The sequence below is a fragment of the Streptomyces sp. NPDC088261 genome, assembly GCF_044740805.1.
Taxonomy (GTDB): domain Bacteria; phylum Actinomycetota; class Actinomycetes; order Streptomycetales; family Streptomycetaceae; genus Streptomyces.
The window spans coordinates 669,150-695,420 of the sequence record NZ_JBIURL010000002.1 but is presented as its reverse complement, the minus strand read 5'-3'; the positions used below and the strand labels follow the sequence as shown (position 1 = coordinate 695,420).

The 26,271-nt window shown below is 72.1% G+C and carries 20 protein-coding genes, 2 pseudogenes and 1 riboswitch; of the genes and pseudogenes, 7 read left to right on the top strand and 15 right to left on the bottom strand.

All coding sequences use genetic code 11. The features are described 5' to 3' along the window. Window positions 1–10 precede the first annotated feature (10 nt). Window positions 11–790: pseudogene (locus ACIODU_RS06885) on the top strand (ABC transporter permease); the annotation flags it as partial. A 64-nt stretch (window positions 791–854) separates the two neighbouring features. Here the strand turns inward: ACIODU_RS06885 and ACIODU_RS06880 are convergent. Then, window positions 855–1,607: a GNAT family N-acetyltransferase gene (locus tag ACIODU_RS06880; protein ID WP_401764750.1), complete on the bottom strand. Its 753-nt coding sequence runs from the start codon at window positions 1,605–1,607 to the stop codon at window positions 855–857. A gap of 209 nt (window positions 1,608–1,816) precedes the next feature. Here ACIODU_RS06880 and ACIODU_RS06875 point away from each other — a divergent pair, with 209 nt between their 5' ends. From ACIODU_RS06875 to ACIODU_RS06860, 4 genes are read left to right on the top strand one after another with little or no spacing between them, the layout of a single operon-like run. Then, window positions 1,817–2,047, top strand: coding sequence for a hypothetical protein (locus tag ACIODU_RS06875; protein ID WP_356419855.1), 231 nt, complete (start codon window positions 1,817–1,819; stop codon window positions 2,045–2,047). A gap of 52 nt (window positions 2,048–2,099) precedes the next feature. Next, window positions 2,100–2,921 carry a hypothetical protein gene (locus ACIODU_RS06870; RefSeq protein WP_356419858.1) on the top strand — a complete coding sequence of 274 codons (822 nt, stop codon included), beginning with the start codon at window positions 2,100–2,102 and terminating at the stop codon, window positions 2,919–2,921. Between the two features lie 22 nt (window positions 2,922–2,943). Continuing rightward, window positions 2,944–4,869: a fumarate reductase/succinate dehydrogenase flavoprotein subunit gene (locus tag ACIODU_RS06865; RefSeq protein ID WP_401764745.1), complete on the top strand. Its 1,926-nt coding sequence runs from the start codon at window positions 2,944–2,946 to the stop codon at window positions 4,867–4,869. Further along, window positions 4,866–5,675: a succinate dehydrogenase/fumarate reductase iron-sulfur subunit gene (locus ACIODU_RS06860; RefSeq protein ID WP_401764742.1), complete on the top strand. Its 810-nt coding sequence runs from the start codon at window positions 4,866–4,868 to the stop codon at window positions 5,673–5,675. Before ACIODU_RS06865 ends, ACIODU_RS06860 begins: the two co-directional genes overlap by 4 nt. A gap of 29 nt (window positions 5,676–5,704) precedes the next feature. Here ACIODU_RS06860 and ACIODU_RS06855 read toward each other — a convergent pair. The 10 genes and pseudogenes from ACIODU_RS06855 to ACIODU_RS06810 form a co-directional block, all read right to left on the bottom strand. Beyond that, window positions 5,705–6,577, bottom strand: a pseudogene (locus ACIODU_RS06855) (haloalkane dehalogenase); the annotation flags it as partial. Between the two features lie 18 nt (window positions 6,578–6,595). Continuing rightward, window positions 6,596–7,060, bottom strand: coding sequence for a MarR family transcriptional regulator (locus tag ACIODU_RS06850; RefSeq protein ID WP_356419865.1), 465 nt, complete (start codon window positions 7,058–7,060; stop codon window positions 6,596–6,598). 121 nt (window positions 7,061–7,181) lie between these two features. After that, window positions 7,182–7,451: a DUF6059 family protein gene (locus ACIODU_RS06845; protein ID WP_356419868.1), complete on the bottom strand. Its 270-nt coding sequence runs from the start codon at window positions 7,449–7,451 to the stop codon at window positions 7,182–7,184. Between the two features lie 204 nt (window positions 7,452–7,655). Continuing rightward, window positions 7,656–8,486: a DUF1684 domain-containing protein gene (locus ACIODU_RS06840; RefSeq protein WP_401764738.1), complete on the bottom strand. Its 831-nt coding sequence runs from the start codon at window positions 8,484–8,486 to the stop codon at window positions 7,656–7,658. Next, window positions 8,483–9,022 (bottom strand): flavin reductase family protein, encoded by a 540-nt coding sequence (locus ACIODU_RS06835; RefSeq protein WP_401764735.1) that lies wholly within the window; start codon window positions 9,020–9,022, stop codon window positions 8,483–8,485. Before ACIODU_RS06835 ends, ACIODU_RS06840 begins: the two co-directional genes overlap by 4 nt. Continuing rightward, window positions 9,019–10,152, bottom strand: coding sequence for an LLM class flavin-dependent oxidoreductase (locus tag ACIODU_RS06830; RefSeq protein ID WP_401764732.1), 1,134 nt, complete (start codon window positions 10,150–10,152; stop codon window positions 9,019–9,021). The genes ACIODU_RS06835 and ACIODU_RS06830 overlap by 4 nt, the downstream gene beginning before the upstream one ends. Before the next feature lie 15 nt (window positions 10,153–10,167). Beyond that, complete coding sequence (locus ACIODU_RS06825; RefSeq protein WP_401764729.1) at window positions 10,168–11,334, bottom strand: LLM class flavin-dependent oxidoreductase; 1,167 nt, start codon at window positions 11,332–11,334, stop codon at window positions 10,168–10,170. Beyond that, window positions 11,331–12,725, bottom strand: coding sequence for an NtaA/DmoA family FMN-dependent monooxygenase (locus ACIODU_RS06820; RefSeq protein WP_401764726.1), 1,395 nt, complete (start codon window positions 12,723–12,725; stop codon window positions 11,331–11,333). Before ACIODU_RS06820 ends, ACIODU_RS06825 begins: the two co-directional genes overlap by 4 nt. A 61-nt stretch (window positions 12,726–12,786) precedes the next feature. Then, window positions 12,787–13,992, bottom strand: a complete 1,206-nt coding sequence (locus ACIODU_RS06815; protein WP_401764724.1) for an LLM class flavin-dependent oxidoreductase — start codon at window positions 13,990–13,992, stop codon at window positions 12,787–12,789. Between the two features lie 205 nt (window positions 13,993–14,197). Further along, the gene (locus ACIODU_RS06810) at window positions 14,198–14,287 is read right to left on the bottom strand and encodes a putative leader peptide (RefSeq protein WP_356420398.1); all 90 of its coding nucleotides are present in this window, start codon (window positions 14,285–14,287) and stop codon (window positions 14,198–14,200) included. 103 nt (window positions 14,288–14,390) lie between these two features. Then, window positions 14,391–14,504: riboswitch (SAM riboswitch) on the bottom strand. 408 nt (window positions 14,505–14,912) lie between these two features. On the opposite strand from ACIODU_RS06810, the gene ACIODU_RS06805 reads away from it, so the two are divergent. Then, window positions 14,913–16,124, top strand: a complete 1,212-nt coding sequence (locus tag ACIODU_RS06805; protein WP_401764722.1) for a S8 family peptidase — start codon at window positions 14,913–14,915, stop codon at window positions 16,122–16,124. A 257-nt stretch (window positions 16,125–16,381) separates the two neighbouring features. Here ACIODU_RS06805 and ACIODU_RS06800 read toward each other — a convergent pair whose 3' ends face one another. The 3 genes from ACIODU_RS06800 to ACIODU_RS06790 form a co-directional block, all read right to left on the bottom strand. After that, a complete protein-coding gene (locus tag ACIODU_RS06800) occupies window positions 16,382–17,167 on the bottom strand; it encodes a DUF427 domain-containing protein (protein ID WP_401764720.1) in 786 nt (261 codons plus the stop codon). A gap of 116 nt (window positions 17,168–17,283) precedes the next feature. After that, a complete protein-coding gene (locus tag ACIODU_RS06795; protein WP_401764717.1) occupies window positions 17,284–18,441 on the bottom strand; it encodes a S1 family peptidase in 1,158 nt (385 codons plus the stop codon). Between the two features lie 151 nt (window positions 18,442–18,592). After that, window positions 18,593–20,938: a serine/threonine-protein kinase gene (locus tag ACIODU_RS06790; protein ID WP_401764715.1), complete on the bottom strand. Its 2,346-nt coding sequence runs from the start codon at window positions 20,936–20,938 to the stop codon at window positions 18,593–18,595. A 272-nt stretch (window positions 20,939–21,210) separates the two neighbouring features. Here ACIODU_RS06790 and ACIODU_RS06785 point away from each other — a divergent pair, with 272 nt between their 5' ends. Beyond that, window positions 21,211–25,281: a discoidin domain-containing protein gene (locus ACIODU_RS06785; protein WP_401764712.1), complete on the top strand. Its 4,071-nt coding sequence runs from the start codon at window positions 21,211–21,213 to the stop codon at window positions 25,279–25,281. A gap of 112 nt (window positions 25,282–25,393) precedes the next feature. On the opposite strand, the gene ACIODU_RS06780 is transcribed toward ACIODU_RS06785, so the two are convergent. Beyond that, a complete protein-coding gene (locus ACIODU_RS06780) occupies window positions 25,394–26,167 on the bottom strand; it encodes a DUF4232 domain-containing protein (RefSeq protein ID WP_401764710.1) in 774 nt (257 codons plus the stop codon). Window positions 26,168–26,271 lie beyond the last annotated feature (104 nt).

Sequence of the window (26,271 nt, the reverse complement as noted above, 5' to 3'; positions counted from 1 at the left end):
AGGTGAGCACGTGACTTCGAGCGCGGCTTCCTCCCTCGTCCCGGTCAACCTCACCCTCGGCATCCTGCTCGCCGTCCTGCTCCTGGTGGCGGCCGGTGTCGCGGCCGTCGCGCACCTCACCCCCGAGGCGGGCCGGAGCCGGTCCCGGGAGATCCTGGTCGCCGGGGTGCGTGCCACGGTCCAGCTCGCCGCCGTCTCGTTCGTGATCGTCTGGGTGGTGAAGTCGCTCCCGGCGCTGCTGGCGTTCCTGGCCGTCATGTTCGCGGTGGCCGTACGGACCGCGGGGCGGCGTATCACCAGCAACCACACGTGGTGGCTGACGGCCGCGCCCCTCGCCGCCGGGGTGGTGCCCGTGGTCGCGGCTCTCCTGCTGACGGGGCTCGTGCCGCTCAAGGGCATCGCGCTGATCCCGGTCACGGGGATCCTCATCGGGGGCGCGCTCACCGTGACCGTGCTCGCCGGACGCCGGTCGCTGGACGAGCTGGCCCTGCGCCACGGTGAGGTGGAGGCGGCGATGGCGCTGGGTCTCCCCGACCGGGACGCGCGGCTGGAGGTCGTCCGCCCGGCGGCCTCGGACGCGCTGCTGCCGGGGCTCGACCAGACCCGTACGGTCGGTCTCGTGACGCTCCCCGGCGCGTTCGTCGGCGTGCTCCTGGGGGGTGCCAGCCCGCTGGTCGCCGGGGCGGTCCAGCTGTTCGTCCTGATCGCGCTGATGGTCGTGCAGTCCCTCGCGGTCACGGTGACGATCGAGCTGGTCGCCCGCCACCACCTCCACCGTCCGGCGCGGGGCGCCGGGGACGGGCCGCCCGGGGCTCGGCCGGGCCTCGCGGGCGGATGGCCGCGCCCCTGGGCGGTCAGGCGCGGGCGCGCCCAGGATCCCGCCGCTCCCCCGGATCCCGCCGCTCCCCGGGATCCGGCCGCCCCGTGAGATCCCGGTGCTTCCCGAGGTCCTTCCGCAGGATCAGGACGTCGCAGGGAGTCGCGAGCAGCGAGGCCGGACGCGACCGGGACGCGACGGGGGTGTCCGTGGCGATCTCGCGGGAGCCGACCTCGCGGTAGCCCCGCCGGGTGTACCAGTCGAACAGGAAGTCCTTGGACGGATGGGACCACGCCCAGGGGACGAGCAGTTCGACCCCCATCTCGGTGAGGCCGCTGCGCCGGCCCAGATCCTCCGCGAACGCGACCAGAGCGCGCCCCACCCCGATCCCCCGGTGGTCGGCCGAGGCGGCGAGCATCCCGAATTCACCTGTTTCCCCGGAGATCCGCCGCACGCGGACACATCCGGCGACCCGGCCGTCCACCCGCGCGACGGCGATCTCTCCCGCCGCGATCATTCCGGCCACTTCCCCGGTGGTCGTCCGTACGGTGCCCTCCTCCCACAAACCGCTTTCCTCCACCGCGTGGACGTCATTGATCAACGCGGTGAGTTCACCGACGAGATGACGGTCGGCCCCGGCCTCGACGGGCAACAGATCCGTTTCGATCTCGGGCGGGCGCATCTCGAATCCTCCCAGGAAGTGGATCGCGAGCAGCGGATCACTGATCGCGGAATTCCGCTCGTGGGCGGGGACGGTCCGTTTCACACCGGAGGGCGGGTACGCAGTCACCTGGGAAGTGTGCGCCCAGGGCAGTGCCGGTGCGGTGCCGAATGTCTGCCGATCCGGTGTCCGACCCGGTGTCCGATTCACCGCCCATCCGCTGTCCGCGGCGGAAAAGGGCGTGCGCGAGGTCGTGACGATCCGCAATGCGAAGCGCATACTCAACTGCTGGGACCGTACATCCCATGCCACCCCAGGCCGTGCGACGGAAGGGTGAGATGTCATCGCAGGACGAGTTGGCAGCTGTCAGGAAACGTCTGGACGACCTCATTCGCACGGTAGAACGGTTGGAGCGCGGTCTCGCCGAGCTGCGCGAACAACGCTCCCCTCCCCCCGCGCCCGGCCGCGTGCCCGACCTCATCCCGATTCCCGACACGCCGTACGACAGCGCGCTCTGGACGGATTCGGACGACGAGGGACTGGGCGCACGCAACCGCCGGGCCCCCTGAGGGGGGCGCACGGACCTGTTGTCGGCGGCGTCCTTCTCCCGAGGAGATCTTGTTGGCCACCGGTACGGAACCTCCCCCGCTCAGTACGGGCGTGCGCGGCGCGGGACGTGCCGCCATCGCCGCGCGGCACCTGCGCACGGACCGCTGGTGGCTCGCGCCCGCCGCGACGGCGGCCGGCCTGTTCCTCTTCGTCGTGTACTCGACCTGGCGGGCCTTCGCCGATTCCCACTACTACGCGGCTCCTTACGTCTCGCCGTTCTACTCGCCGTGCCTCGCGGACAACTGCCTGTCGATGCGTCAGGGTCCCAACTGGGATGTGTTCGGAAGCTGGTGGGGCCTTTCACCGGCACTGCTGATCCTGGTCTTCCCGCTCGGCTTCCGGATGACCTGCTACTACTACCGCAAGGCCTACTACCGGAGTTTCTGGGCCTCTCCCCCGGCCTGCGCGGTCGCCGAACCGCACGCGAAGTACAGCGGCGAGACGCGCTTTCCCCTGATCCTCCAGAACCTCCACCGCTACTTCTTCTACGCCGCCCTGCTGGTCGCGGGCATTCTCACGTACGACGCCGTTCTCTCCTTCCGGGACGAGGAATACGCCTGGGGCCACATGGGGCTCGGAAGTGTGATCTTTGTCGTCAATGTGGCGCTGATCTGGGCGTACACCCTCTCCTGCCATTCGTGCCGGCACGTCATCGGCGGCCGGCTGCGGAATTTCTCGAAACATCCCGTGCGGTATCGGCTGTGGGGATGGGTCGGCAGGCTGAATCACCGTCATATGCAGCTCGCCTGGGCCTCGTTGATCAGTGTCGCCGCGGCCGATTTCTACGTCTATCTGCTCGCGTCCGGAGCCTTCGACGATCCGCGTTTCTTCTAGGGACCAGGGAGAGCCTTCACCCATGACGCAACTCGAACGCCGGCAGTGGGACGTCGTCGTGGTCGGCGCGGGAGGAGCGGGGCTGCGGGCCGCCGTCGAGGCGCGCGAGCGGGGCGCGAGGACCGCTGTCATCTGCAAGTCCCTGTTCGGCAAGGCCCATACGGTGATGGCCGAGGGCGGGATCGCCGCCTCCCTGGGCAACGTGAACGCGGGCGACAACTGGCAGGTGCACTTCCGCGACACACTGCGCGGCGGCAAGTTCCTCAACCAGTGGCGCATGGCCGAGCTGCACGCCCGGGAAGCACCGGACCGGGTCTGGGAGTTGGAGACCTGGGGCGCCCTGTTCGACCGTACGCCCGACGGAAGGATCTCCCAGCGCAACTTCGGCGGGCACGAGTACCCCCGCCTCGCGCACGTCGGCGACCGGACGGGCCTGGAGCTGATCCGTACCCTCCAGCAGAAGATCGTCGCGCTCCAGCAGGAGGACTTCCGGGAGACCGGCGACTACGAGTCGCGGCTGAAGGTCTATCAGGAGTGCACGGTCACCCGGATCCTCAAGGACGGCGAGCGGGTCGCGGGCACCTTCTGCTACGACCGGGAGACCGGGCGCTTCTTCGTGCTGGAGGCGCCGGCGGTGGTGCTCGCCACGGGAGGCATCGGGAAGTCGTTCAAGGTCACCTCGAACTCCTGGGAGTACACCGGCGACGGCCACGCGCTGGCGCTGCTCGCGGGGGCGCCGCTGCTGAACATGGAGTTCGTGCAGTTCCATCCGACCGGGATGATCTGGCCGCCGTCGGTCAAGGGGCTGCTCGTCACCGAGTCGGTCCGCGGCGACGGCGGGGTGCTGCGCAACGCCGAGGGCAAGCGGTTCATGTTCGACTACATCCCCGACGTGTTCAAGGAGAAGTACGCCAACTCGGAGGACGAGGGCGACCGTTGGTACCACGATCCGGACCACAACCTGCGGCCGCCCGAGCTGCTTCCCCGCGACGAGGTGGCCAGGGCCATCAACGCCGAGGTGAAGGCGGGGCGCGGCTCGCCGCACGGCGGGGTGTTCCTCGACGTGTCGACGCGGATGCCCGCGGAGGCGATCAAGCGCCGCCTGCCGTCGATGTACCACCAGTTCAAGGAGCTGGCGGACGTGGACATCACGACGGAGGCGATGGAGGTCGGCCCGACCTGCCACTACGTGATGGGCGGGATCGCCGTCGACTCGGAGACGGCGGCCGCCCCCGGGGTGACCGGGCTGTACGCCGCCGGTGAGGTCGCGGGCGGGATGCACGGCTCCAACCGGCTCGGCGGCAACTCCCTCTCCGACCTGCTGGTGTTCGGCCGCCGGGCGGGACTGCACGCGGCGGAGTACGCCGCCGGGCTCGGCGCGCGTCCGGCCGTGGACGAGGGGGAGATCGACGCGGCGGCGGCCGAGGCGCTGCGCCCGTTCAGCGCGGAGGACGCGGGGGCGGGCCTGCCCCCGGAGAACCCGTACACACTCCACCAGGAACTCCAGCAGGCGATGAACGACCTGGTCGGCATCATCCGGCGCCAGGACGAGATGGAGGACGCGCTGGAGAAGCTGGCCGCGCTGCGCGTGCGGGCGCGGCGGGCCGGGGTCGAGGGGCACCGGCAGTTCAACCCCGGCTGGCACCTCGCGCTGGACCTCCGCAACATGCTGCTGGTCAGCGAGTGTGTCGCGCGGGCGGCCCTGGAGCGTACGGAGAGCCGGGGCGGGCACACCCGGGACGACTGGCCGGCGATGGATCCCGCCTGGCGCCGGATCAACCTGCACTGCCGGCTGACCGGCCCGGCGGGCGATCCGGCCGCCGGGCCCCCGGCGGGGGAGATCACGCTCACGCGGCACACGACCGAGCCCATACGTCCCGATCTGCTCGCCCTGTTCGACAAGGAAGAGCTGGTCAAGTACCTGGCCGAAGAGGAGCTGCACGAATGAGCCCGGACGTGAGCCGCGAGGCGGACGCTGATGTGTCGACGGTGTACGAGGCGAGGTTCCGGGTCTGGCGGGGTGACGCGGCGGGCGGGGAGCTGACGGACTTCGCCGTCGAGGTGCACGACGGGGAGGTGGTCCTCGACATCGTCCACCGTATCCAGGCCACGCAGGCCACGGATCTGGCGGTGCGCTGGAACTGCAAGGCGGGCAAGTGCGGTTCGTGCAGCGCCGAGATCAACGGACGCCCGCGGCTGCTGTGCATGACGCGGATGTCCGTCTTCTCGCGCGAGGAGACGATCACGATCACCCCGCTGCGGGCGTTCCCGGTGATCCGCGACCTGGTGACGGACGTGTCCTTCAACTACACGAAGGCGAGGGAGGTCGCGTCGTTCGTGCCGCCGCCGGGGGTGGCGGCCGGTGAGTACCGGATGCGGCAGGTGGACGTGAACCGCTCGCAGGAGTTCCGCAAGTGCATCGAGTGTTTCCTCTGCCAGGACACCTGCCATGTGGTGCGGGACCACGAGGAGAACAAGACCGCGTTCGCGGGCCCGCGGTTCCTGATGCGGGTGGCGGAGCTGGACATGCATCCGCTGGACGCGGCCGGGGAGTCGGGTGTCGAGCGGAGTGTGACGGCGCAGGACGAGCACGGTCTCGGCTACTGCAACATCACCAAGTGCTGTACGGAGGTCTGCCCCGAGCACATCAGAATCACGGACAACGCCCTGATCCCGCTCAAGGAGAGGGCGGTGGACCGGAAGTACGACCCGTTGGTGTGGCTGGGGAGCAGGATCAGGCGGCGGGGCGCGTAGGGGGGCGGTACGGGTTCCCGCCGCCCCCGTCAGGCCGCGTGGCGCAGCCCGTGCCGGTCCGCCCACGCGGAGAGGGCGGCGGCGATCTCCTCCGGGCGGTCCTCCGGGGCGTGGTGTCCCGCCTCGCCGCAGGCGACGGATTCGAGCGCGGCGATGTGGTCCGCGCACCAGTCGGCCAGTTCCTTGCCGATGAGCAGGGTGGGCGAGCCCTCGAAGGTCATGAGGAGCTTCGGCACGTGCGTGCTGGTCGCGAGCCAGGAGTCGAACGCCTCGATACGGGCGACCAGTTCGGGCGGCCGGCCGCCGACCGGCATCTGGCGCGCCCAGGCGAGCAGGGGGCGGCGGCTCTCACGTGTGGGGTACGGGGCGAGGTACGCGGCGAGGTCCTTCTCGGCCACCGGGGTGAGCACTCCCCCGGTGAACGCCTGCCGGACCAGGAGGTCCTGGTCAAGCGCCAGTTCCTCGCCGAGGCCGGGGGTACGGAGCCGCTCGACGCGCTCGCGCGCCTGCGGCGTCAGGTCCTCCAGGGCCAGCGGCTTGACGACGGCCTCCAGGAACGCGATGCCCGCGACCCGCTCGGGGTGTCTGGCGGCCCAGTCGAAGGCGAGTGCCCCGCCCCAGTCGTGGCCGATCAGGACGACACGGTCGAGCCCGAGGGCGTCGAACCAGGCGTCGAGGTAGCGGGCGTGGTCGGCGAAGAGGTAGGGGAGGTCGGGTTTGCCGGAGCGGCCCATCCCGATGAGGTCGGGCGCGAGGAGCCGTCCCCGGCCGGCGCGGGGCAGGACGTGGCGCCAGACGTGGGAGGAGCCGGGGTTGCCGTGGAGGAACACGAAGGGCGTTCCGCTGCCGGAGTCCTCGTAGTGGAGGGTCGAGTCGAGCACGGGTATCGAGGGCATGGTCGTTGGTCCTTCCGCCGAGGGTCAGTACGGAGGTTCGAGCGGGGCGTCGAGGAGGGCGGTGAGGTCGCGCACCAGCGCGGCCGTACGGGAGTCGTCCCGGCCGCCCAGGGGGGCCAGGAGACGGTCCATCAGGTCCTGGACGGTGGCCATGGCGGGGCGCACGGCCTCCTGCCCGCTCTCGGTGAGGGTGAGCCGCACCGCGCGGGAGTCCCTGGCGTCACGGACCCGCCCGACGAGCCCGTCGGCCTCCAGGGCGCGGGCCAGCTTGGAGACGTACAGGGCCTCCAGGCCCGTGTGGTCGGCCAACTCGCGCTGGCTGGGGTGCAGTCCGGCGCGCCGCATCCCGTACAACGAGGACAGCAGGGCGTACTGGGCGTGCGTGAGTCCCAGCGGCGCGAGCGCCCGGTCGACGGCGACGCGCCACTTGGTGGAAAGCCGCCAGACCAGATAGCCGGGCGTGGGTCCGTGCGGTGCCTCACTGCTCATGGATTTAGCGTACATGGCTACTATCGCCATGGCTATTGATTTCCTCGGGCAGCGGATGACCAGGCGACAGGTGATCGGGGGCGGGCGATCGGCGGCGGGTGATCGGGCGGCGGGTGAGCCGTCAGTCCCCGGACAGTTCCGCCCCATGGGCCCCGAGCAGCTGGCGGCGCAGCATCATCTCGGTCTCGCTGAGCGGGACTTCGGGGCACAGCCGCTCGGGATGTCCCGGCGCCGGGCCCGTCAGCTCCCGCGGTCCGGGCGGGGCGGGGGGACTCGGCAGCGTCTGTGCGGTCGGGGAGGCGGGCAGCGGGGGGATGTAGACCCAGAGGTGCCCGAAAGCGACCAGCGCGTTAACCGCGGACCGCAGGCACCGGGCCAGAAGGAGACGCATACGGGGAGGATGCCCCCGGTCGCCGCTACCACGCCAGGGGTCTGACAGGACTGGCCGGTTCCGCTCAGGACCGGTCCATGCGCGGGGACTTGTATACGACGGGCCCGGCCGCTTCTCGCCGGTCATGGACGACGGCCCCACTCGTCGCCCCGGCGTGAGGGGTGAGGAGTGAGGCCGTCCAGGAGGCATCCGCGCGCCGGCGGCCTACTGTCCCCCGAGCCGTTCGTGGGGGATCTTCTCGCCGGCCTCGACCGCGAACGGCAGGCGGTTCTCCGCCGGGGGGAGCGGGCACGTGGCCAGATCGGTGTACGCGCAGGGCAGGTTGACCGCCCGGTTGAAGTCGACGCGCACCCCGCCCCCGGCGTCGGGTGCCGCGACGGAGACCGTACGGTTCGCCGCGTAGGTCGTGACGCCGGACGTGGCGTCCGTGAAGAGCACCAACAGGCTGCCGGGCTCACGGCCGTCGAACGCGGTCAGCCGGTGCGTCCCGCCGTCCAGCTCGAACTCGACCTGGCCCGGGGAGTCGTACACGTGCTGGAGTCCTTCCACCGCCGCGCCCACCGTCACCGCGCGCGGTGTCCCGTACGGCACGAAGCGGCCCGTACGGACCCAGCGCGGGTCGGGCTCGTACGCGGGGGCGGGGACGTGGGCGGTGAGCAGTGCGTTGTCCGGGTGGCGCGGGCGCACGATGTCGTGCCCGCCGCGCTTGGCGACCTCGATCACCGCGTCGCCCGCCCCGGCGTACACGCTGGAGCGTTCGGCGAGGATCCCGAAGCTGTACGTGCCGTGCACGGCCGCGCCGTCGACGGTCAGCTCCTCGCCCTCGTCCAGCTCCACCCGTACGCCGTCCGCCGTACTGGACCACGCGCCCGGCGCGTCGGGGAACCGGGCCGGCTCGGCGTCCAGCCAGCGCAGGCTGGTGACCGCGAGAAAGCCGTGCGGACCCGCGAGCACCCGCTCATGCGCGTCACGCCACCGCCGCCACTCCTCGGCGAAGGCCGCCCGGTCGACCCGGTCGATGTCCTGGACCGTCACAGTGATTCCCTCACGTTCTCTTCGAGGCGCCGGAAACCTCCGGCATGGAAGACCAGCGGGGGCACCCCGTGGTCGGCGTCCAGCTCGTGGATCCGCAGCAGGACGATGTCGTGGTCACCGGCTTCGACGTGCCGCTCCACGGTGCAGTCGAACCACGCGCTCGTGGCCTCGATCAGCACCGCCCCGTCGCGTGTGGCGCGCCAGTCGAGGCCGGCGAACCGGTCGCCCTCGCGGGCGGCGAGCCGCCGGCAGGCCCGTTCCTGGTGGGCGCCGAGCACGGAGACCCCGAGCCGCGGCCGGTCGCGCAGCACGGGCCAGGTGGTCGAGCTGTGGGCGACGCACACCGAGATCAGCGGCGGGTCGAGGGACACGGACGTGAAGGAGCTGGCGGCGAGGCCCACCGGCCGCCCGTCCACGAGCGCCGCGACGGCCGTGACCCCGGTGGGGAAGGTCCCGAAGACCTTCCGCAGATCGGTCGGGCGCAGGCCGTGGCGTGCGGGCGTCTTTTCGAGGCATTGCGTACGGCTGGTGCTCATCGTCGGTTCCATTCGCCGGCCAGCAGCTCGTAGCTGCGGACCCGGTCCGCGTGGTCGTGGGTGATGGTGGTGACGATCAGTTCGTCGGCGCCCGTGGCGTCGCGGAGGATCTCCAGCTGGTCGGCGACCTGTTCCGGCGAGCCGACGAACTGCGTTTCCAGACGGTCGGCGACCAGGGTCCGGTCCGCGTCGGACCAGACGTGGGCCCTGGCCTCCTCGGGTGTCGGGAACGGGATGGCACCCTCCCCTCTCCGGATGCCGCGCACCCACAGGCCGTAGCCGGCGGCCCGTTCGCGCGTGGTGGCCTCGTCCTCGGCGACGACGACGTCGGCGGAGACGCTGAGGTAGGGCCGGTCCAGGTCGGCGGAGGGCTTGAACGCCGCGCGGTACCCGGCGGCGGCCTCCAGCACACTGGACGGGCTGACGTGGTAATTCGCCGCGAACCGCAGGCCGTTGGCGCCCGCGACCTGGGCGCTGATGCCCGCGCTCGTACCGAGGATCCAGACCTGGAGGTCGGCCCCCTCGCCGGGCACAATGTGGGCCTCGACGCCCCCGCCGGTGGCGTACGTGCCGCCGAGCAGGGCGAGGATGTCGGCGATCTGCTCGTCGTACGGCTGGGATTCGGCGCCCGGCTGCTGGAGCAGCTGCTTGTGCAGGGCGAAGAGCGGGGAACGCAGGAGGTGTTCGAAGGAGAACGGGGCGGGGATCCGCAGCCCGTTCGGCGTGCGGCCGTCGACGACGGGGGTCGACGCGACCGGCGGAGCGTCCTTGGCGGGGAGGGCGCTGCCGCCGGAGCGGCCGAGGCCGAGGTCGAACCGGCCCGGGTACACCGTGTCGAGGAGGCCGAACTCCTCGACGGTGGACAGGGCGGTGCGGTGTCCCAGCTGGACGGCGCCGGACCCGAGCCGGATGGTGGAGGTCGCGGCGGCGGTGAGGGCGAGGACGACGGCCGGGGAGGTGCCCGCGACCCCGGGGTTGAGATGGTGCTCGGCGAACCAGTACCGGGCGTAGCCGAGGCGTTCGGCGTGCCGGGCGAGGTCGACGCTGTTGCGCAGCGCCTGGGCCGCGGTGGACCCGGAGGAGATCGGGACGAGGTCCAGGACCGCCAGCGGGGTGCGACGGGGGGCCATGATGATCGCTCCTTGTCAGCGCGGGGTGGGTGCGGGCGCGGCGGTGTCGTCCGTACCGGAGGCCGTACCGGAGGCGGAGGGGTCCGTACGGGCGGGGGCGCCGGCGTCGTCCGTCGTCCCGTCGGCGGGCGCGACCGGTCCCCACGTCCAGGGCGGGTCGGGGAGGTCCCGGCGCAGGGTGGGGGCGATCTCGGCCTGGAACAGCTCCAGGCTCGCCCGGTGCCGGGCCGGGGTCAGCCCCGAGGCGTCGGCGTGCAGGTGCAGCACGCTGTGCCCGAACTGTTCGTGGTAGCGGTGCACCTTCTCGATCACCTGCTGCGGGCTGCCGATGAGGGCGGAGCTGCGGGCGACGAAGTCCTCCAGGGTGGGGAAGACCGGCTCAAGTCCGAGCCGCTTCTGGAACGCCAACTGCCCTTCGAAGACGGGCCGGTAGGCCGCCACCGCCTCCTGCGACGTGCGGGCGGTGCAGAACCCGGCGGACCCCGCGCCGACGGTGGCGAGGGCAGGGTCGTGGCCGTAGTGCTCCCACCGTTCGCGGTAGTGGCGGACCAGTTCCGCGTACGGCTCGATCGGGTTGGTCACGTTGGCGGAGAACAGCGGGTCGCCGTAACGGGCCGCCAGGTCCACCGACTCCCTGCTGGTCGCGCTGCCGTGCCAGACGCGGACGGGCCGCTGGTACGGCCGGGGCCAGACCTCGGCGTCCTTCAACTCCCCCCGGAACGCGGGCGAGGCGGTGACCTTGTCGTTGCGCCAGATCTGCCGGAACAGTTCGTACGACTCTGCGTTGCGCTCCCACTGGTCCTCGGCGGTGACGTGGTACAGCTCGCGCTGGGCGGCTCCGTTGCCCTTGCCGATGATCAGTTCCAGACGGCCCTCGGACAGGTGGTCGAGCGTCGCGTAGTCCTCGTAGGCGCGGACCGGGTCGAGCAGGCTCAGGGTGGTCACCGCCGTGAACAGCCGGATCCTGCTGGTGAGCGCGGCGAGATGGCTCAGCACGACCGGCGGCGACGAGGAGATGAAGGGGCGCTCGTGGCGCTCGCCCACCCCGAAGCCGTCGAAGCCCAACTCCTCGGCGAGCAGGGCGTTGTCGATCACCTCCCGGAAGCGGTCGTGGGTCGATTTCCGGACGCGGGTGACCGGGTCGGGCGCGTGCACGATCAGGGTGATGGCGAGGAACTTCACGACGCGGCCTTCCGGTTGGCGGCTCCGGCCCGGTCGGACCGCACCGCGCCGGCCGCGCCGAGCCCCAAGTGCTCGCGCAGGGTGTCGCCTTCGTACTCGGTCCGGAAGACGCCCCTCTCCTGGAGCAGCGGTACGACGGTGTCGGCGAATTCGTCCAGGCCGCCGGGGGTCAGGTGCGGGGTGAGGATGAATCCGTCGCTCGCGTCCGACTGGACGAAGTGGTCGAGCGCGTCCGCGACGGTCGCCGGGGAGCCGATGAAGGACTGCCGCCCGGTCACCGCGATGATCAGCTCGCGGATCGAGAGGTCCTTCTCCTCGGCGAGGGCGCGCCACCGGGCGGCGGTGGCCAGCGGATCGCGGTGCATCCGTACGGAGGCCCGGCCGCGGGCGACCGTGTTCTCGCCGACGAGCGGGTCGACGGTGGGCAGCGGCCCGTCGGGGTCGTACGAACCGAGGTCGCGGTTCCAGAGCTGTTCGAGCAGTTTGATCGCGGTGGGGCCGCTGACCTGCTGGTGGCGGATGACGTCCGCCTTCTCCCTGGCGTCGGCGTCGGTGTCCCCGAGCACGAAGGTGACGCCGGGCAGGATCTTCAGGTCGTCGTGGGCGCGGCCGTACCGGGCGAGGCGCCGCTTGACGTCGGTGTAGAAGGCCTGGCCGTCCTCCAGGGTGCCGTGCCGGGTGAAGATGGCGTCCGCGCCCGAGGCCGCGAACTCCCTGCCCTCCTCGGAGTCGCCCGCCTGGAAGATGACGGGACGGCCCTGCGGGCTGCGGGGCACGTTGAAGTGGCCGCTGATGCCGAACTGGTCGACGTGGTGGTCGAACCGGCCGGGCGCCGGATCGGTGAGGAAGACCCCGGCGTCCTGGTCGGCGGCTATCTCGTCCCCGCGCCAGGAGTCGAACAGCTCCCAGGTCGCGGCGAGGAACTGCCGGGCGCGCAGGTAGCGGTCCTCCTGGGCCAGGAAGCCGCCGCGCCGGAAGTTCTGCCCGGTGAACTCGTCCCAGGAGGTGACGACGTTCCAGGCGGCCCGGCCCGCGGACAGGTGGTCGAGTGTGGCGAACTGCCGGGCCACTTCGTACGGTTCGTTGAACGTGGAGTTGATCGTCCCGGCGAGGCCGAGCTTGTCGGTGACGGCGGCCAGGGCGGTCAGGACGGTGAAGGTGTCGGGGCGGCCGACGACGTCGAGGTCGTAAATCTCCCCGTTCTGCTCGCGCAGCCGCAGCCCCTCGGCCAGGAAGAGAAAGTCGAACTTGGCGCGCTCCGCCGTCCTGGCGAGGTGCGCGAAGGAGCTGAAGTCGATCTGGCTGCCGGCGGCGGGGTCGCTCCACACCGTGCTGTTGTTCACGCCGGGGAAGTGGGCGGCGAGGTGGATCTGCTTGACGGGCTTGCTCATGCGGGGTGCGTCCTTACGTGTCTTCGGAGCTCTCTTCCGAGCGGGCGAGGCCGGGGCGCGCTCAGAGCGCGGCGTACCGGTTCGCGGGGCGGGGCAGGCCGAGCAGGCCCCGCAGGGTGGCCGCCTCGTAGGCGGTACGGAACGCACCGCGCCGCTGGAGTTCCGGCACCAGGCCCCGGGTGATCCGCTCCAGGTCGTGGGGCAGGACGGCGGGCCGCAGGCGGAACCCGGTCAGGCCGGCCTCCTGGCCTTCGAGGAGCAGGTCGGCCAGCTCGGCGGGCGTACCGGTGAAGATCCGGGCGTCACTGGTGTACGGGGCGCCCGCGCGCTCCTCCAGGCGCGCCCGGCGGTCGGCGGCGGCCGCCGGGTCGTCGTCGAGGAAGACGACCAGGTCGCCGAAGACGTGGACGGTCTCACGGTCGCGGCCGGCGGTCGCCTGCGCGGCGCGGATCTCGGTGAGGATCGCCCGGATGTCCCCGGTGTCGCGCGGCGTGATGAAGCCGACGTCGGCCGAGGTGGCGACGAGGCGGAACGGTTCCGCACGGTGGGCGAGGGCGGCGACGACCGGCTGTCCCTGCGGCGGGCGCGGGGTGATGGAGGGGCCCTTGACGCTGAACCGCTCCCCCGTGAAGTCGATGTAGTGGAGCTTGTCGCGGTCGATGAAGCGGCCGGTGGCGGCGTCGCGGATCTCCGCGTCGTCCTCCCAGCTGTCCCACAGCCTGCGCAGCACTTCGACGTAGTCGCCCGCCTCGTCGAACAGCTCCTTGAGGAGGGCCAGGCCCGCGGGCGAGTCCAGCTCGTCGGCGCGCAGCCGGACGGCCGGCCTGCGCCCGAAGTGCGGGGCCTCGTCGGCGCGTCCGGACACCTTGACCTGGACGCCGGCCCGGCCGGCGCTGACGTGGTCCAGGGTGGCGATGGCCTTGGAGACGTGGAACGGCTCGGTGTGCGTGACGACGGCGGTCGGGATCAGCCCGATGTGCCGGGTCAGCGGGGCGACCCGGGCGGCGACCAGTACCGCGTCGAGCCGGCCCCGTACCTGATCGGTACGGCCGTCGGGCCCGGCGGAGGACGACGACTGGAGGCTCAGGGAGTCCTCGATGGTCACGAAGTCCAGCAGGCCCCGCTCGGCCTCGGTCACCAGGTCGGTCCAGTACCGCGCGGTGAACAGGTCGCGGGGCCGGGCCCCCGGCTCGCGCCAGGCGGCGGGATGCCAGCCCGCGGCGTCGAGGGCGACGGCCAGATGGAGGGGTGAGGGTGCTGAAGGCATGGCGGTATCGCTTCCCGCTCGGAAATCTCGTGGACTCGAAAAGGTGGATCCGAACGTCACGGGGTCGCGGAGCTCACCCGGACCGGGGGAACTCCTGGACATGCCGGGTGCCTTCCGTCTCCGGGGCTGTCTGTCCCGGGCGGAGGTCGGCGGACGTGCGTCGGAGGGCGCTGTACGTCGGGGCCGTGCGGCGGAGAAGGTGCCGCTACGGGGTGGGCCGCGGCGCGGCGTTCACGTACGCCGGACACAGGGCGCCGGCGACACGCTGGAGATCGATGTGACGCCGGGAGAACATGCCGACGGCGCGGGGGTGGCTCCTGACGGCGAAGGCCGTGCGCGTGCCGTACCGTCCTCGCACTGCCGTCACCTCCCGCCTCGACCGTTCGTACCGGTCCGAGCTCTCGCGCTTGCGCTGCCGTCTTCGGCGCCGCCGGGTCGTCACCTGGAGCACCCCGCCGCGTCTGGAGGGTTGCCGGTCAGCCAACCAGGGCTTGTCGCTGACACTCATAACCTGCGTGAACGGTAACTCCGCATCGGTGTCCGGCACAATCCCCACCCGATGACCCTCGATGCCCACGGACCGGCCCCCGGGCCCGCACCGGCCCGGGCGTGACCGGCGCGCGGGCGCGGTCGGTCCCGGTCGGTGTCCGCCGTTCCGTCCGGCCGGCGCCGCCAACCCCCCTGCGCCCCGGGGGATTTGTAACGGGACGATCATCAAAACGCTGCGCCGGATTGCCGGATTGTGACGGCGTGCGGACAGTACGTAACGTCTCGTGTCGGGGCCATGACATCTCCCGGAAACGGTTGTCCCGCCGGAACGGGCCGGTGCATCGTCACTGGGCGGCGTCCGACTCCCGTACGCCGTACCCCGGTTGAGGCGCGCGCACCACCCCGCGCCACCGACACGAAGGACACCCCCCATGGCAGCAGTGCGTACGAACAAACGGCGTATCGCCACCGCGATCGCCACCGCGGCGACCGTGGCCGCGATCCTCGGAGCGGGCACCGCCCTGCCGGCCCAGGCCGCCCCGGCCGAAGGCAGAGTCCTGCACGCCGGCTCCGCCGACGCCGTCAGCGGCAGCTACATCGTCACGCTCAAGAAGACGGCCGGCTTCTCGGCCAGGGCCACCGAGGGCAAGCAGCTCATCGCCGGGTACGGCGGCAAGGTGACGCGTACGTACACCTCCGCGCTCAACGGCTACGCGGCCTCCCTCAGCGGCACCGAGGCCGCGCGGCTCGCCGCCGACCCGGCCGTCGAGTCGGTCGAGCAGGACCAGAAGGTGTACGCGACGGCCACCCAGACCAACGCCCCCTGGGGCCTGGACCGCATCGACCAGGCGAACCTCCCGCTGAACGGCACGTACACCTACCCGGACTCGGCGGGCGGCAACACGACCGTCTACGTCCTGGACACCGGGGTGCGCATCACCCACCAGCAGATCGCGGGCCGCGCCTCCTACGGCTACGACTTCGTCGACAACGACGCCACCGCGCAGGACGGTTACGGCCACGGCACGCACGTCGCCACCACCGTCGCGGGCACCACCTACGGCGTCGCCAAGAAGGCGAAGATCGTCGCGGTCCGGGTCCTCGGCAACGACGGCTCCGGCACCACGGCCGGCGTCATCGCGGGCGTGGACTGGATCACCGCCAACCACGTGGCGTCCTCCGTCGCGAACGTCTCGCTCGGCGGCGGCGCCAGCACCACGCTCGACAACGCGGTGAAGAACTCGATCGCCTCCGGCGTCACGTACTCCATCGCGGCGGGCAACGCCGGTGCCCCGGCGGCCAACTACTCCCCCGCCCGCGTGCCCACCGCGCTCACGGTCGGCGCCACCACCAGGACGGACGCGAGGGCCTCGTACTCCAACTACGGCGCGTCCGTGGACCTCTTCGCCCCCGGCTCGGCCATCACGGCGGGCTGGAACAGCTCCGACACCGCGACCTACACCGGCGACGGCACCTCGTTCGCCGCCCCGCACGTCGCGGGCGCCGCCGCGGTCTACCTGACGAACCACCCCGGCGCCTCCCCGGCGACCGTGGCCGCCGCGCTGGTGAACGGCGCGACGTCCAACGTCCTGACCGGCATAGGCACCGGCTCGCCGAACAAGCTCCTCAAGCTCGTCCCGTAACGTCCCCGCACCACACGTCCCCGTACCACCGCGAGTCCCGCCGCCCGGCCCCCGGGCGGCGGGACTTCCGCGCCGCTACCCCTAGGGCGTGTCCGCAAAGTGGGGTCTGGCTCGCGGCGTCTGGCACGCGCGCTCGCGGCGTTGTCGGACCCACCCCGTACGTCCAGTACGGGGTGGGTCCTCCGCCTTGCGATCGCACGCACCAGACACCGCGAGCCCCGCCCTCCGGGCGGACGACCCCACTTCGCGGACACGCCCTAGTGCGTCACGCGCGTCACCGTGGGCGGCCGGGGCTGGAGTTCGCCGTCCAGGTACAGGTCGACCCGCTCGTTGTAGAAGGCGACCAGTCCGGCGATCGGCGCGAGCTGACGGGTCGGGAAGTCGTACGCCCACACCAGGTCGTCGTGGACACCGGCGGGCGTCTCGACCGACCAGTAGCCGCTGGTCCGTCCCTTGTACGGGCAGGCGGTCACCGTGTCCGTGGGCAGCAGGAGCGTGAAGTCGACGTTCAGACGGTCGAGGTAGTACCGCGTGGGCAGGCCCGTCTCGAACACCATGACCGAGGTGTCCGCCTCCGCCAGGACGACCCCGTCGAGTTCGACCCGGATCTCACGGCCGGAGCGCAGGGCGTCCACGCGGGTGTACGGGCTCCTCGGGTGGACAAAGACCTGCTCGTCCTCCTCGTACCACGCGTCGAGCGTCTCCCAGCGGAACCTGACCGTCCCCTCCAGGCCCTCGGACGCCCCCTCGGCCCACAGCCACCCGGCGTCGGGGACGACCCGGTCCCCCGCCTTCAGAGCCTGCCGCCGCGCGGGTCCGGGCGCCAGCTTGAGGACGCGGTCCTCGTCCACCAGCTCGCAGTCGACCAGGTCGCCGACCGGGACCGTGTACTGCGGATAGCCGGGCCACTCCCACACGTACCGCGCCCGCAGGGTGTCCACCACCGCGCGCCCGCCGAGAAAGCCGCGGATGCGGCGGGGCACCGGCTCGACGTGGCCGGCCGGTGTGATCATTCGGGGCTGGTTCGGCACTGCTTCCGTCATGATCACCATTGTCCACCGGCGCCTGCCCGCCCGCATCCAGACCCGGCCGCCCACAAGCCTGCACTCGCCCCGCCCCGCCGGCGAACCGGCGGGGCGGGGCGAGCGGGCCCCGACCGTCAGGCCGTGTGCAGCGTCAGGCCGTACCGGCTCAGCACCGGATTGATCGGCTGGTAGAACGACTGGCCACCGGAGGTGCAGTTGCCCGAGCCGCCCGAGGTGATGCCCTGGGCCTGGTCGCCGCTGATGTACGAGCCTCCCGAGTCACCGCCCTCGACGCAGACGCTCGTCCCGGTCATCGCGTACACCGCGCCCTGGCTGTAGTTGACAGTGATGTTCTTGCCCTGGATGACACCGCAGCGCCAGTGCGTCGTGGAGCCCGAGCGGCAGATCGACGCACCGACGGGCGCCTCGTTGGAGCCGCGGACCAGCTGGTCGGAGACCGTGCCCCAGCCGAGGACGACCGGGACGGTCCACCAGCCGCTGCCGACGTTCACCCACGCGTAGTCGTTGCCGGGGAAGGTCGAGCCCTGGAAGTTGCCGATGTACGAGCGGTCCCAGCCGTAGACCGCGGCGCCCGTGCCCCCGCAGTGACCGGCGGTCACGAACCCGCCGTACACGGAGAAGCCGATGGAACAGCGCACGTTGCCCGTGTAGTACGGGTCGCCGCCGACCGTGCCCGCGGCGGTGGTACGCGGCGCCTCGGCGGTCTCGGCGACCGTGACCGGCCCGGTCTTGAGGGCCTTGGCGACGAAGGCGCGGACATCGTTGTCGTCCTTGCGCTCCGCGACCACGTTGACCACGACCTGGTTGGTCCTGGGGTCGACCTGCCAGCTGCTGACGCCGGCCGGCGCGGTGAGCTTGTCGATCCGCTTCTTCGCCGCGTCGAGCTGCCGCTCGCTGTGGCGGACCAGCCGGACGGCCGCACCGGTGGCCCGTACGGCGGCGGCCTTCTCGTCACCGGCGAGCGCGACGGTCAGGGTGCCGCCTGCGGGGTCGAACCAGGAACCCGCGTAGGAGGATCCCGCCACGCGCTGTGCCTTCGTGTCGACCGCCGTCGCCGTCTTCTCGGCGGCGAGGCGGGCCGTGGCCTGTTCCTTCGTCAGCCCGAGGTCCTTCTGGAGGGCGGTGAGCAGACCCCCGGAGGCCGGAGCCTCGGCGGACGGAGCGGACGGAGCGGCGGGGGCGGCGGTGGCCGGGGCGAACCCGGCCGTCGACCAGGCGCCGACCAGGAGGAGGGCGGACAGGCCGGTACGTATGACAGTGCTGTGTCTCAAGGGAAGTGGCCCTTCTGTGTTCCAGTGACGTGGGGGTGGAACAGCAGGCACCTGAGAGCGCTCTCAGGCGTGCCAGCCGGAGCCTAACGGAGGTTCATGGGCAGGTCCATGCCAATCGCCGGACTCCCCCGCTCCGCCCCCTCCGGTCCGCTCACTCCCCGGCGTGCGGGCGCAGCGGGTCGACCGAGCGCAGGGACCCGTTCGCCAGCGTGACGATCGCGCCGCCCGTCCGCATCGGGGCCACCCCCTCCTGCATCCCCGAGGTGCTCGTCCCCATCGCGGCCGTCTGCCACCGCTTGGCGCCCGTCCGCAGGTCGAGGGCGACCAACCGCCCGCTGTAGCTGGACAGATAGAGCGCCCCCTCCCGCTCCGAGGCGGTCGGCGGCCCCAGCAGGTCCACGCCGGTCTCCCGGCTCCACACCCGGTCACCGGTGTCCGGATCGACCGCCGTGACCCGTCCGGTCTGCTGGACGAACACCAGGAGGCCGCCCGCCGACGCCGGCCTGCCCTCCGGGTGCGAGGCCAGCGCGACCGTCCGCCGGGCGCCCGTACGGACATCGACCTTCACGAGCGAGGCGTACGACATCTCGGGACCGTCGTCCGGTACGAGGAGGTGGAGTGCGCCGTCCACGATCCCGATCGAGTGGTCGGCCCCCTTCACCCGGGCCACCTCCCCGGGCGTGCCCTTCTCCGGGTCGAGCCGCAGCAGCGTCGTCGTGCGGTCCTCGGAATCCGGCGTGCAGACGGCGTACGGCACGGCGCCGGACACGAGCGGTACGCAGTCCGCCCCCTCGGGCACCGACGCCGACCAGAGCCGTTCGCCGGTCGCGGCGTCGCGCGCGACCAGCGCACCGCCGGAGTAGGTGTCGCTGGACAGCACCGCGCTGCCGAAGAACACCGCAGGTCGGTTGGCGACGCGCTTCGTCCAGAGCGGTTTCCCCGACTCCCGGTCCAGGACGATCAGATCGGCCCGCAGTCCGTCCCCCGAAGCCGGGCCGACCACGAGCACCTGACCGGACCGTACGTCGATCGCGCTCGGGGTCCCCACGTCCGTGTACGGAACCCGCCAGACGACCTTGCCCGAGGCCGCGTCGACGCGGGCGGCGGAGAAGCCGTCCCCCCAGCAGTAGAGGGCGAGTTCGTACGGCCGGCAGCCCTCGACGGCGGCGAAGGGGCCGTTCCCGTTCGAGCTCGGCAGCGTCAGGTACCAGGGTCTCCACCCCGTGGGCAGAGCCGCCTCCAGCAGGGGCGGGCGGGCGGAGGCGGTCCCGGCGGGCGCCTGGCTGCCACCGGCCGGACCCCGCTCGTCCCCGGAGCCGTTGGTCAGCAGCGCCGCTCCGGCGCCGAGGCCCGCCACGGTGAACGCGGCCGCCGCGGCGAGCGAGACACGGCGCAGGAAGGACCGGCCCGGCCGCTCCCCGGCGCCGGCCGTGGGGGCCGGACCGGGCGTGGAGTCTGCCGTCGGGGTGGAGCCGGCCGTCCCGGTGGAGGCGGTCATGGATGTCGGGCCGGCCGCGGGCGCCGTGCCGGCCGCGGGCGTGGGGTCGGCCGTGGAGGCCGGGGCCGCGGGGTCGGCCGTGGAGGCCGGAGCGGCCGCCGGCGAGGGGACGGCGGCGGGCGTCGGGTCGGTCGTGACCGGGGCGACGGCCCCCGCCCCCGGGGCCGGATCGGCCGGCACCTCCCACGCGCCGTCCTCGGGCAACTCCTCCAGCATCTTGGCCAGTTCACCCAGCCCCGGCCGCTCCGCCGGCTCCTTCGCCAGGCACCGTTCGACGATCCGGCGCAGCGGCGCCGCCACGCCGTCCAGGACGGGCTGTTCGTGCACCACCCGGTACATCGTGAGGTACGGATTCTCGTCGTCGAAGGGCCCCCGCCCGGTGGCCGCGTACATGAGCAGCGCGCCGAGCGAGAAGACGTCCGAGGCGGCGGTCACCTCGCGGGGGCGGTTCAGCTGTTCCGGCGACATGAACGGCGGTGTGCCCAGGACCCGTCCGGTGGTGGTGTACGACTGGTGGTCGGCCGCGCGGGAGATGCCGAAGTCGATGACGCGCGGCCCGTCCCGCGCCATCAGCACGTTCGCCGGTTTGAGGTCGCGGTGCACCACGTCGGCGCGGTGGATGTCGTCGAGCGCCTCCACCAGCCCCAGGGCGAGCCGCCGTAACTCGGCGGGCGGCAGCGGGCCTTCCCCGCCCACCCGGTGCGACAGGGTGGGCCCCGGCATGTAGAGCGTGGCCATCCAGGGCTGGACGGCGTCGGGATCGGCGTCCACCACCGACGCGGTGAACGCGCCGCTGACCCGTCGGGCGGCGGCCACTTCCTGCCGGAACCGGGTCCTGAACTCGTCGTCCCCGGCCAGTTGGGCATGCACCACCTTCACCGCCACCCGCATGCCGGACGCCGAACTCGCCAGATAGACCACGCCCATGCCCCCGGAGCCGAGCCGGTCCAGCAGCCGGTAGCCGCCGATCGACTCCGGATCCACCGCGCTCAGCGGCACCCGTCCACGTCCTTCCCCCACCCACCGCGGCGACGCGGTCAGCCGTCACCTGGGCAGCAGTCTGCCGGGCGCCGCGATCTCCGTCACGCGGACAGCCGTTTTTCGCCGCGGGTTTCTCCGGGGCTTCCGGGTCCCCACCTCCGTTCACCGAGTCGGAATCGCCCCGACTCTTGACAGAAACGGCGGCGGATTACAGCCTATGGCAACGTTGTCAGGCGAGCTGAGCCAGGTCGCCTGCTCCTGCGGGCCCACCTGGAATGGACGTCTTGCACATGTCGAATCAGTCGCCACACCCCTCCCGTCGGACTGTCGTCACCACGGGATCGACCCTGCTCGCCGGTCTCGGCCTCGGCCTCGCGCTGCCCGGCACCAGCCGCGCCGCCACCGCCACCGCCGGGGGTACGGCCACCGCGCGCGGTGAACTCGCCGCCTACCGCCCCGTCGCGGTCTCCTCCACCGACTACGCGCCCACCCCGGCCGAGTTCGTCGTGGACAAGCTCAACTCCGGCGGTGTACGGGGCACCGGCTGGCGCGCGGCGGCGGGCGACCCGCAGTGGATATCCGTCGACCTCCAGGCCGACTGCACCGTGGACTCCATCTCCCTCACCTTCGAGGCGGCGTCCAACGACCCGGTGTTCGTGCCCCCCACGAGCGGCAACCCGCGCACCGACACCACCGGTCAGGAGATCCTGTCCAGTTACGCGGTCGACTTCGTGGTCGAGACGTCCCGGGACCACCGCACCTGGACCGCCGTCCACCGCACGACCTCGGGCCAGGGCGGGCTCGTGGAGATCAAGCCGGCCAAGCCGGTGGCCGCCCGGTGGGTACGGCTCACCGTGAACAAGCGCTCCAACGCCAACCCGCTGGGCCTCAACGGCTTCGAGGTGTACGGCACGGCCAAGGGCCACCGCCCCGCCGCCACCGGCTGGACCGACTGGGGCACCCACACCCACAAGGCCCCCGCGCTCGACGTGGCCGACGACGGCACCGTACCGCTGGAGTCGGGGTGGACCCTGACCATGGACGACTGGGCCGGCGGCGAGGGCGCCGACCTGTCCCGTACCGCGGTGGACACGAGCCGCTGGCTGCCCGCGACGGTTCCCGGCACCGTCCTGGCGACGCTGGTCGACCAGGGCCATCTGCCCGACCCGGTGGCCGGCCTGAACAACCTCCACGTCCCGGAGGCCCTGTCCCGCCACTCCTGGTGGTACCGGCGCGGCTTCAGCCTGCCGAAGGGGCTGCGCACCGGCGCGGGGCGGCACGTGTGGCTGGAGTTCGACGGCGTCAACCACAAGGCGGACGTGTGGCTCAACGGCAAGCAGGTCGGCGGGCTGACGTTCCCCTTCGCCCGCTCCGCGCACGACGTGACGGACCTGCTGGTACGGGGCGAGCAGGCGCTGGCCGTGAAGATCTCGCCGATGCCCTTCCCCGGCAGCCCCGGTGACAAGGGCCCGGCCGGCGAATCCTGGGTGGACGCCGGCGCCAACATGATGAACCGCAACTCCCCCACGTATCTGGCCTCCTCGGGCTGGGACTGGATGCCGGCGGTCCGTGACCGCGTCTCCGGCATCTGGAACCACGTACGGCTGCGCTCGACCGGCCACGCCGTCATCGGCGACCCCCGGGTGGACACCAAGCTGCCGGACCTGCCCGACACGAGCAGCGCCGAGGTGACGATCGTCGTCCCGGTCCGCAACGCCGACTCCGCCGACCGGCAGGTGACCGTCACCGCCTCGTTCGACGGCGTCAAGGTCTCCCGGAGCGTCACGGTGGCCGCCGGCGCCACGGCCGAGGTCACCTTCGCCCCGGCCGACTACAGCCAGCTGCGCCTCCGCAAGCCCAAGTTGTGGTGGCCCAACGGCTACGGCGAGCCGAACCTGCACGACCTGACCCTGGTCGCGTCCGTCGGCGGCGCGGAGAGCGACCGGCGCACCACCCGTTTCGGCATCCGCCAGTTCGGCTACGAGTTCGACGTGAAGCTGCCCTTCACCGGCGGCAGCGACGCGTACACGCAGTCCGTGGACCTGGGCAGCCGCACGGCGCGGTACGTACGGATCAAGTGTCTGACGCGCGCGACGAGTTGGGGCTCGTCGCTGTGGACCCTGTCGGTCTTCGACAGCGGTGTGCCCGGCACGGACCTCGCCAAGGGGAAGACGGCCACCGCCTCCTCCGTGGACGAGTCGGGCAACCCGGCCTCCCACGTCACCGACGGCGACCCGGCGACCCGCTGGTCCTCCTCGTTCGAGGACGACCAGTGGATCCAGGTCGACCTGGGCGCGTCCGTCTCCTTCGACCGGGTGGACCTCACCTGGGAGCAGGCGTACGCGAAGACGTACGTCGTGCAGATCTCCGCCGACGGGGACACGTGGACGGACGCGAAGTCCGTCGACAACTCCGCCGTACCGCTGCCGTTCCAGAGCGGCAACGCGAGCCTCCAGACGGTGGACTTCGCCGCCAGGACCGGCCGTTACGTCCGGATCAACGGCGGCGCCCGCGCGACCAGCTGGGGTTCCTCGCTCTGGACGCTGTCGGTGATCGACACCGCCGCGCCGGGCACGGACCTCGCGCTGCACAGGACGGCGACCGCGTCCTCGGAGGACGGCTCCAACAAGGCCGCCAACGCCACCGACGGCAACCCCGGCTCCCGCTGGTCCTCGTCCTACGAGGACAACCAGTGGATCCAGGTCGACCTGGGCTCCTCCGTCTCCTTCGACCGCGTGGTCATCGTGTGGGAGGCGGCCTACCCCAAGACGTACACGATCCAGGTCTCCGACAACGGCGACTCGTGGACGGACATCACGTCCGTCGACAACACACCGGACCCGCTGAAGATCAGTGTGAACGGGGTACGGGTCTTCTGCCGGGGCGGCAACTGGGGCTGGGACGAGCTGCTGCGCCGGATGCCCGCCGCCCGGATGGACGCGGCGGTCCGGATGCACCGCGACATGAACTTCACGATGATCCGCAACTGGGTGGGGTCGGTCAACCGCGAGGAGTTCTTCGCCAGTTGCGACGAGCACGGGATACTCGTCTGGAACGACTTCCCCAACGCCTGGGCGATGGACCCGCCGGACCACGACGCGTTCAACGGCCTGGCGCGGGACACCGTCCTGCGCTACCGCATCCACCCCAGCGTGGTGGTCTGGTGCGGCGCCAACGAGGGCAACCCGCCGGCGGCGATCGACAACGGGATGCGGGACGCGGTCGAGTCCACGGCGCCGGGCATCTTCTACCAGAACAACTCGGCGGGCGGCATCGTCACCGGCGGCGGCCCGTACGGCTGGGTCGAGCACGAGCGCTACTTCTCGCCGTCCACGTACGGCAGCGGCAGCTTCGGCTTCCACACCGAGATCGGCATGCCCGTGGTGTCGACGGCGGAGAGCACGCGCAGCCTCGTCGGCGACGAGCCGGAGTGGCCGATCGGCGGTGCGTGGTACTACCACGACTGGAGCACGCGGGGGAACCAGGCGCCGCAGAACTACCAGGCCGCCATCGAGACGCGTCTCGACAAGGCCCACGACCTGGACGACTTCGCGCGCAAGGCGCAGTTCGTCAACTACGAGAACACCCGCGCCATGTTCGAGGCGTGGAACGCCCACCTGTGGAAGGACGCCAGCGGACTCATGCTGTGGATGTCCCACCCGGCGTGGCACAGCACGGTGTGGCAGACGTACGACTACGACTTCGACGTCAACGGCACCTACTACGGGGCGCGGGCGGCGTGCGAGGCCGTGCACGTCCAGGCCGATCCGCAGAGCTGGCAGGTCATCGCGGTCAACCACACGCCCGACGCACTGAAGGGCGCGACGGTCTCCGCGCGGTACTTCGACCTGTCGGGACGGCAGCTCGGCGCGACCCGCACGGCGCGGGTGGACGTCGCCCCGTCGACCACGGCGGACGCGTTCACCGCCGGCTGGACGAAGGACCAGCCGGACTTCCACCTCCTGCGGCTGCGCCTGGAGGACAGCCGGGGCAGGACGCTGTCGGAGAACACGTACTGGCGCTACCGCGAGGCCGCCGACATGAAGGCGCTCAACCGCGCGAAGGCCGTCAAGGTCTCCGCCGACCTCGGCCGGGTGACGAAGGCGGGGGCGCGCCGCGAGCTGACGGCGACCGTCCACAACCGCGGTTCCGCGGTGGCCGCGATGGTACGGCTCTCGCTGCTCGACGCCACCAGCGGCGAGCGGGTGCTGCCCACGCTGTACAGCGAGAACTACGTGTGGCTGCTGCCCGGTGAGTCGCGGAGCGTCACGCTCTCCTGGCCCGCCGAGGCACTGCCGTCGGGGCGGCCCGCCCTGCGGACCGAGGGGTACAACGCGGCGCGGTCGGTGGCGCGCGCCTGACCCCTGACCATGCCGCGAGGGCCGGGGGGCAGTGCCGCCCCCCGGCCCTCGCTTTCGGTTCGGATGCCGCGCGCGGGTGCCGGCCGCGGCACCCGCGTTCGGGCTCCGGGTGTCAGGCTCCCGTGCCCGCGGTGAACACACCGATCGTCGGCACCGACGCCTTGCCGGTGTTGGTCACACTGCCCCCGGTCCAGGCGACCTTCAGCGCGTCCTTCTCGTCGGGCGGGGTGATGAGCACCGACGCCGGGGTGACCGTCGTGACCCCGGTGATCTCGGGGTTGCCGAAGGTCATGGGCGCCCACGCGCTGCGGCCGGGGGCGAGCTTGACAAGGGTGCCGGTCACCTTGGCGCGCTCGGGGTCCACCGAGACCTGCTGTCCGGCCTTGTTCAGGAACGCGAGCCCGGGAAAGCCGTCGACGGTGCAGGTGTGGCCGGACGTGTTGGTCAGGACGAGGGCGAAGTTCTCCTGGCCGGCTCCCGGGCGGTTGGGGCCGACGGACGCCTTGACGTCCGGCGTGTGGCAGCGTTCGCCGCCCGCGGACGTGCTCGTGCCACCGCTGTGCGTGGACGAGCCGGACGTCCCGCCGCTCTTCGTGCCCGAGCCGGCGGAGCCGGTGGACGGGGAAGAAGTAGGGGCGGAGGTGGTGCCGGACGCCGTGGGGTCCGGGTCGGGCGTCGCCGTACCGGACGGGTCGCCGCCCACCGGGACGGCGGGTCCGCCGACGGTGTGCGGGGCCGAGGCCGCGGGATCGTCCTTGCCCCCGCAGCCCGTCAGCAGCGCGGCGGCCGCGACCACCAGGGCGCCGCCCGCCGCGAGCCGGATGGCCCGCCGCCGTGCGAGCGGGGACCGGGGTCGTACGGGGAACGTCTCCTCGTTCTCGGTCATGTCTGCCGTCACTCCTTCTCCGTACGAGGTCCTTCCGGACCGTCATTCCCGCACCACCCGGCGTTCGGGCCGGTGCGGCCCGGCGCCGCGGTGCGCTCCACCCC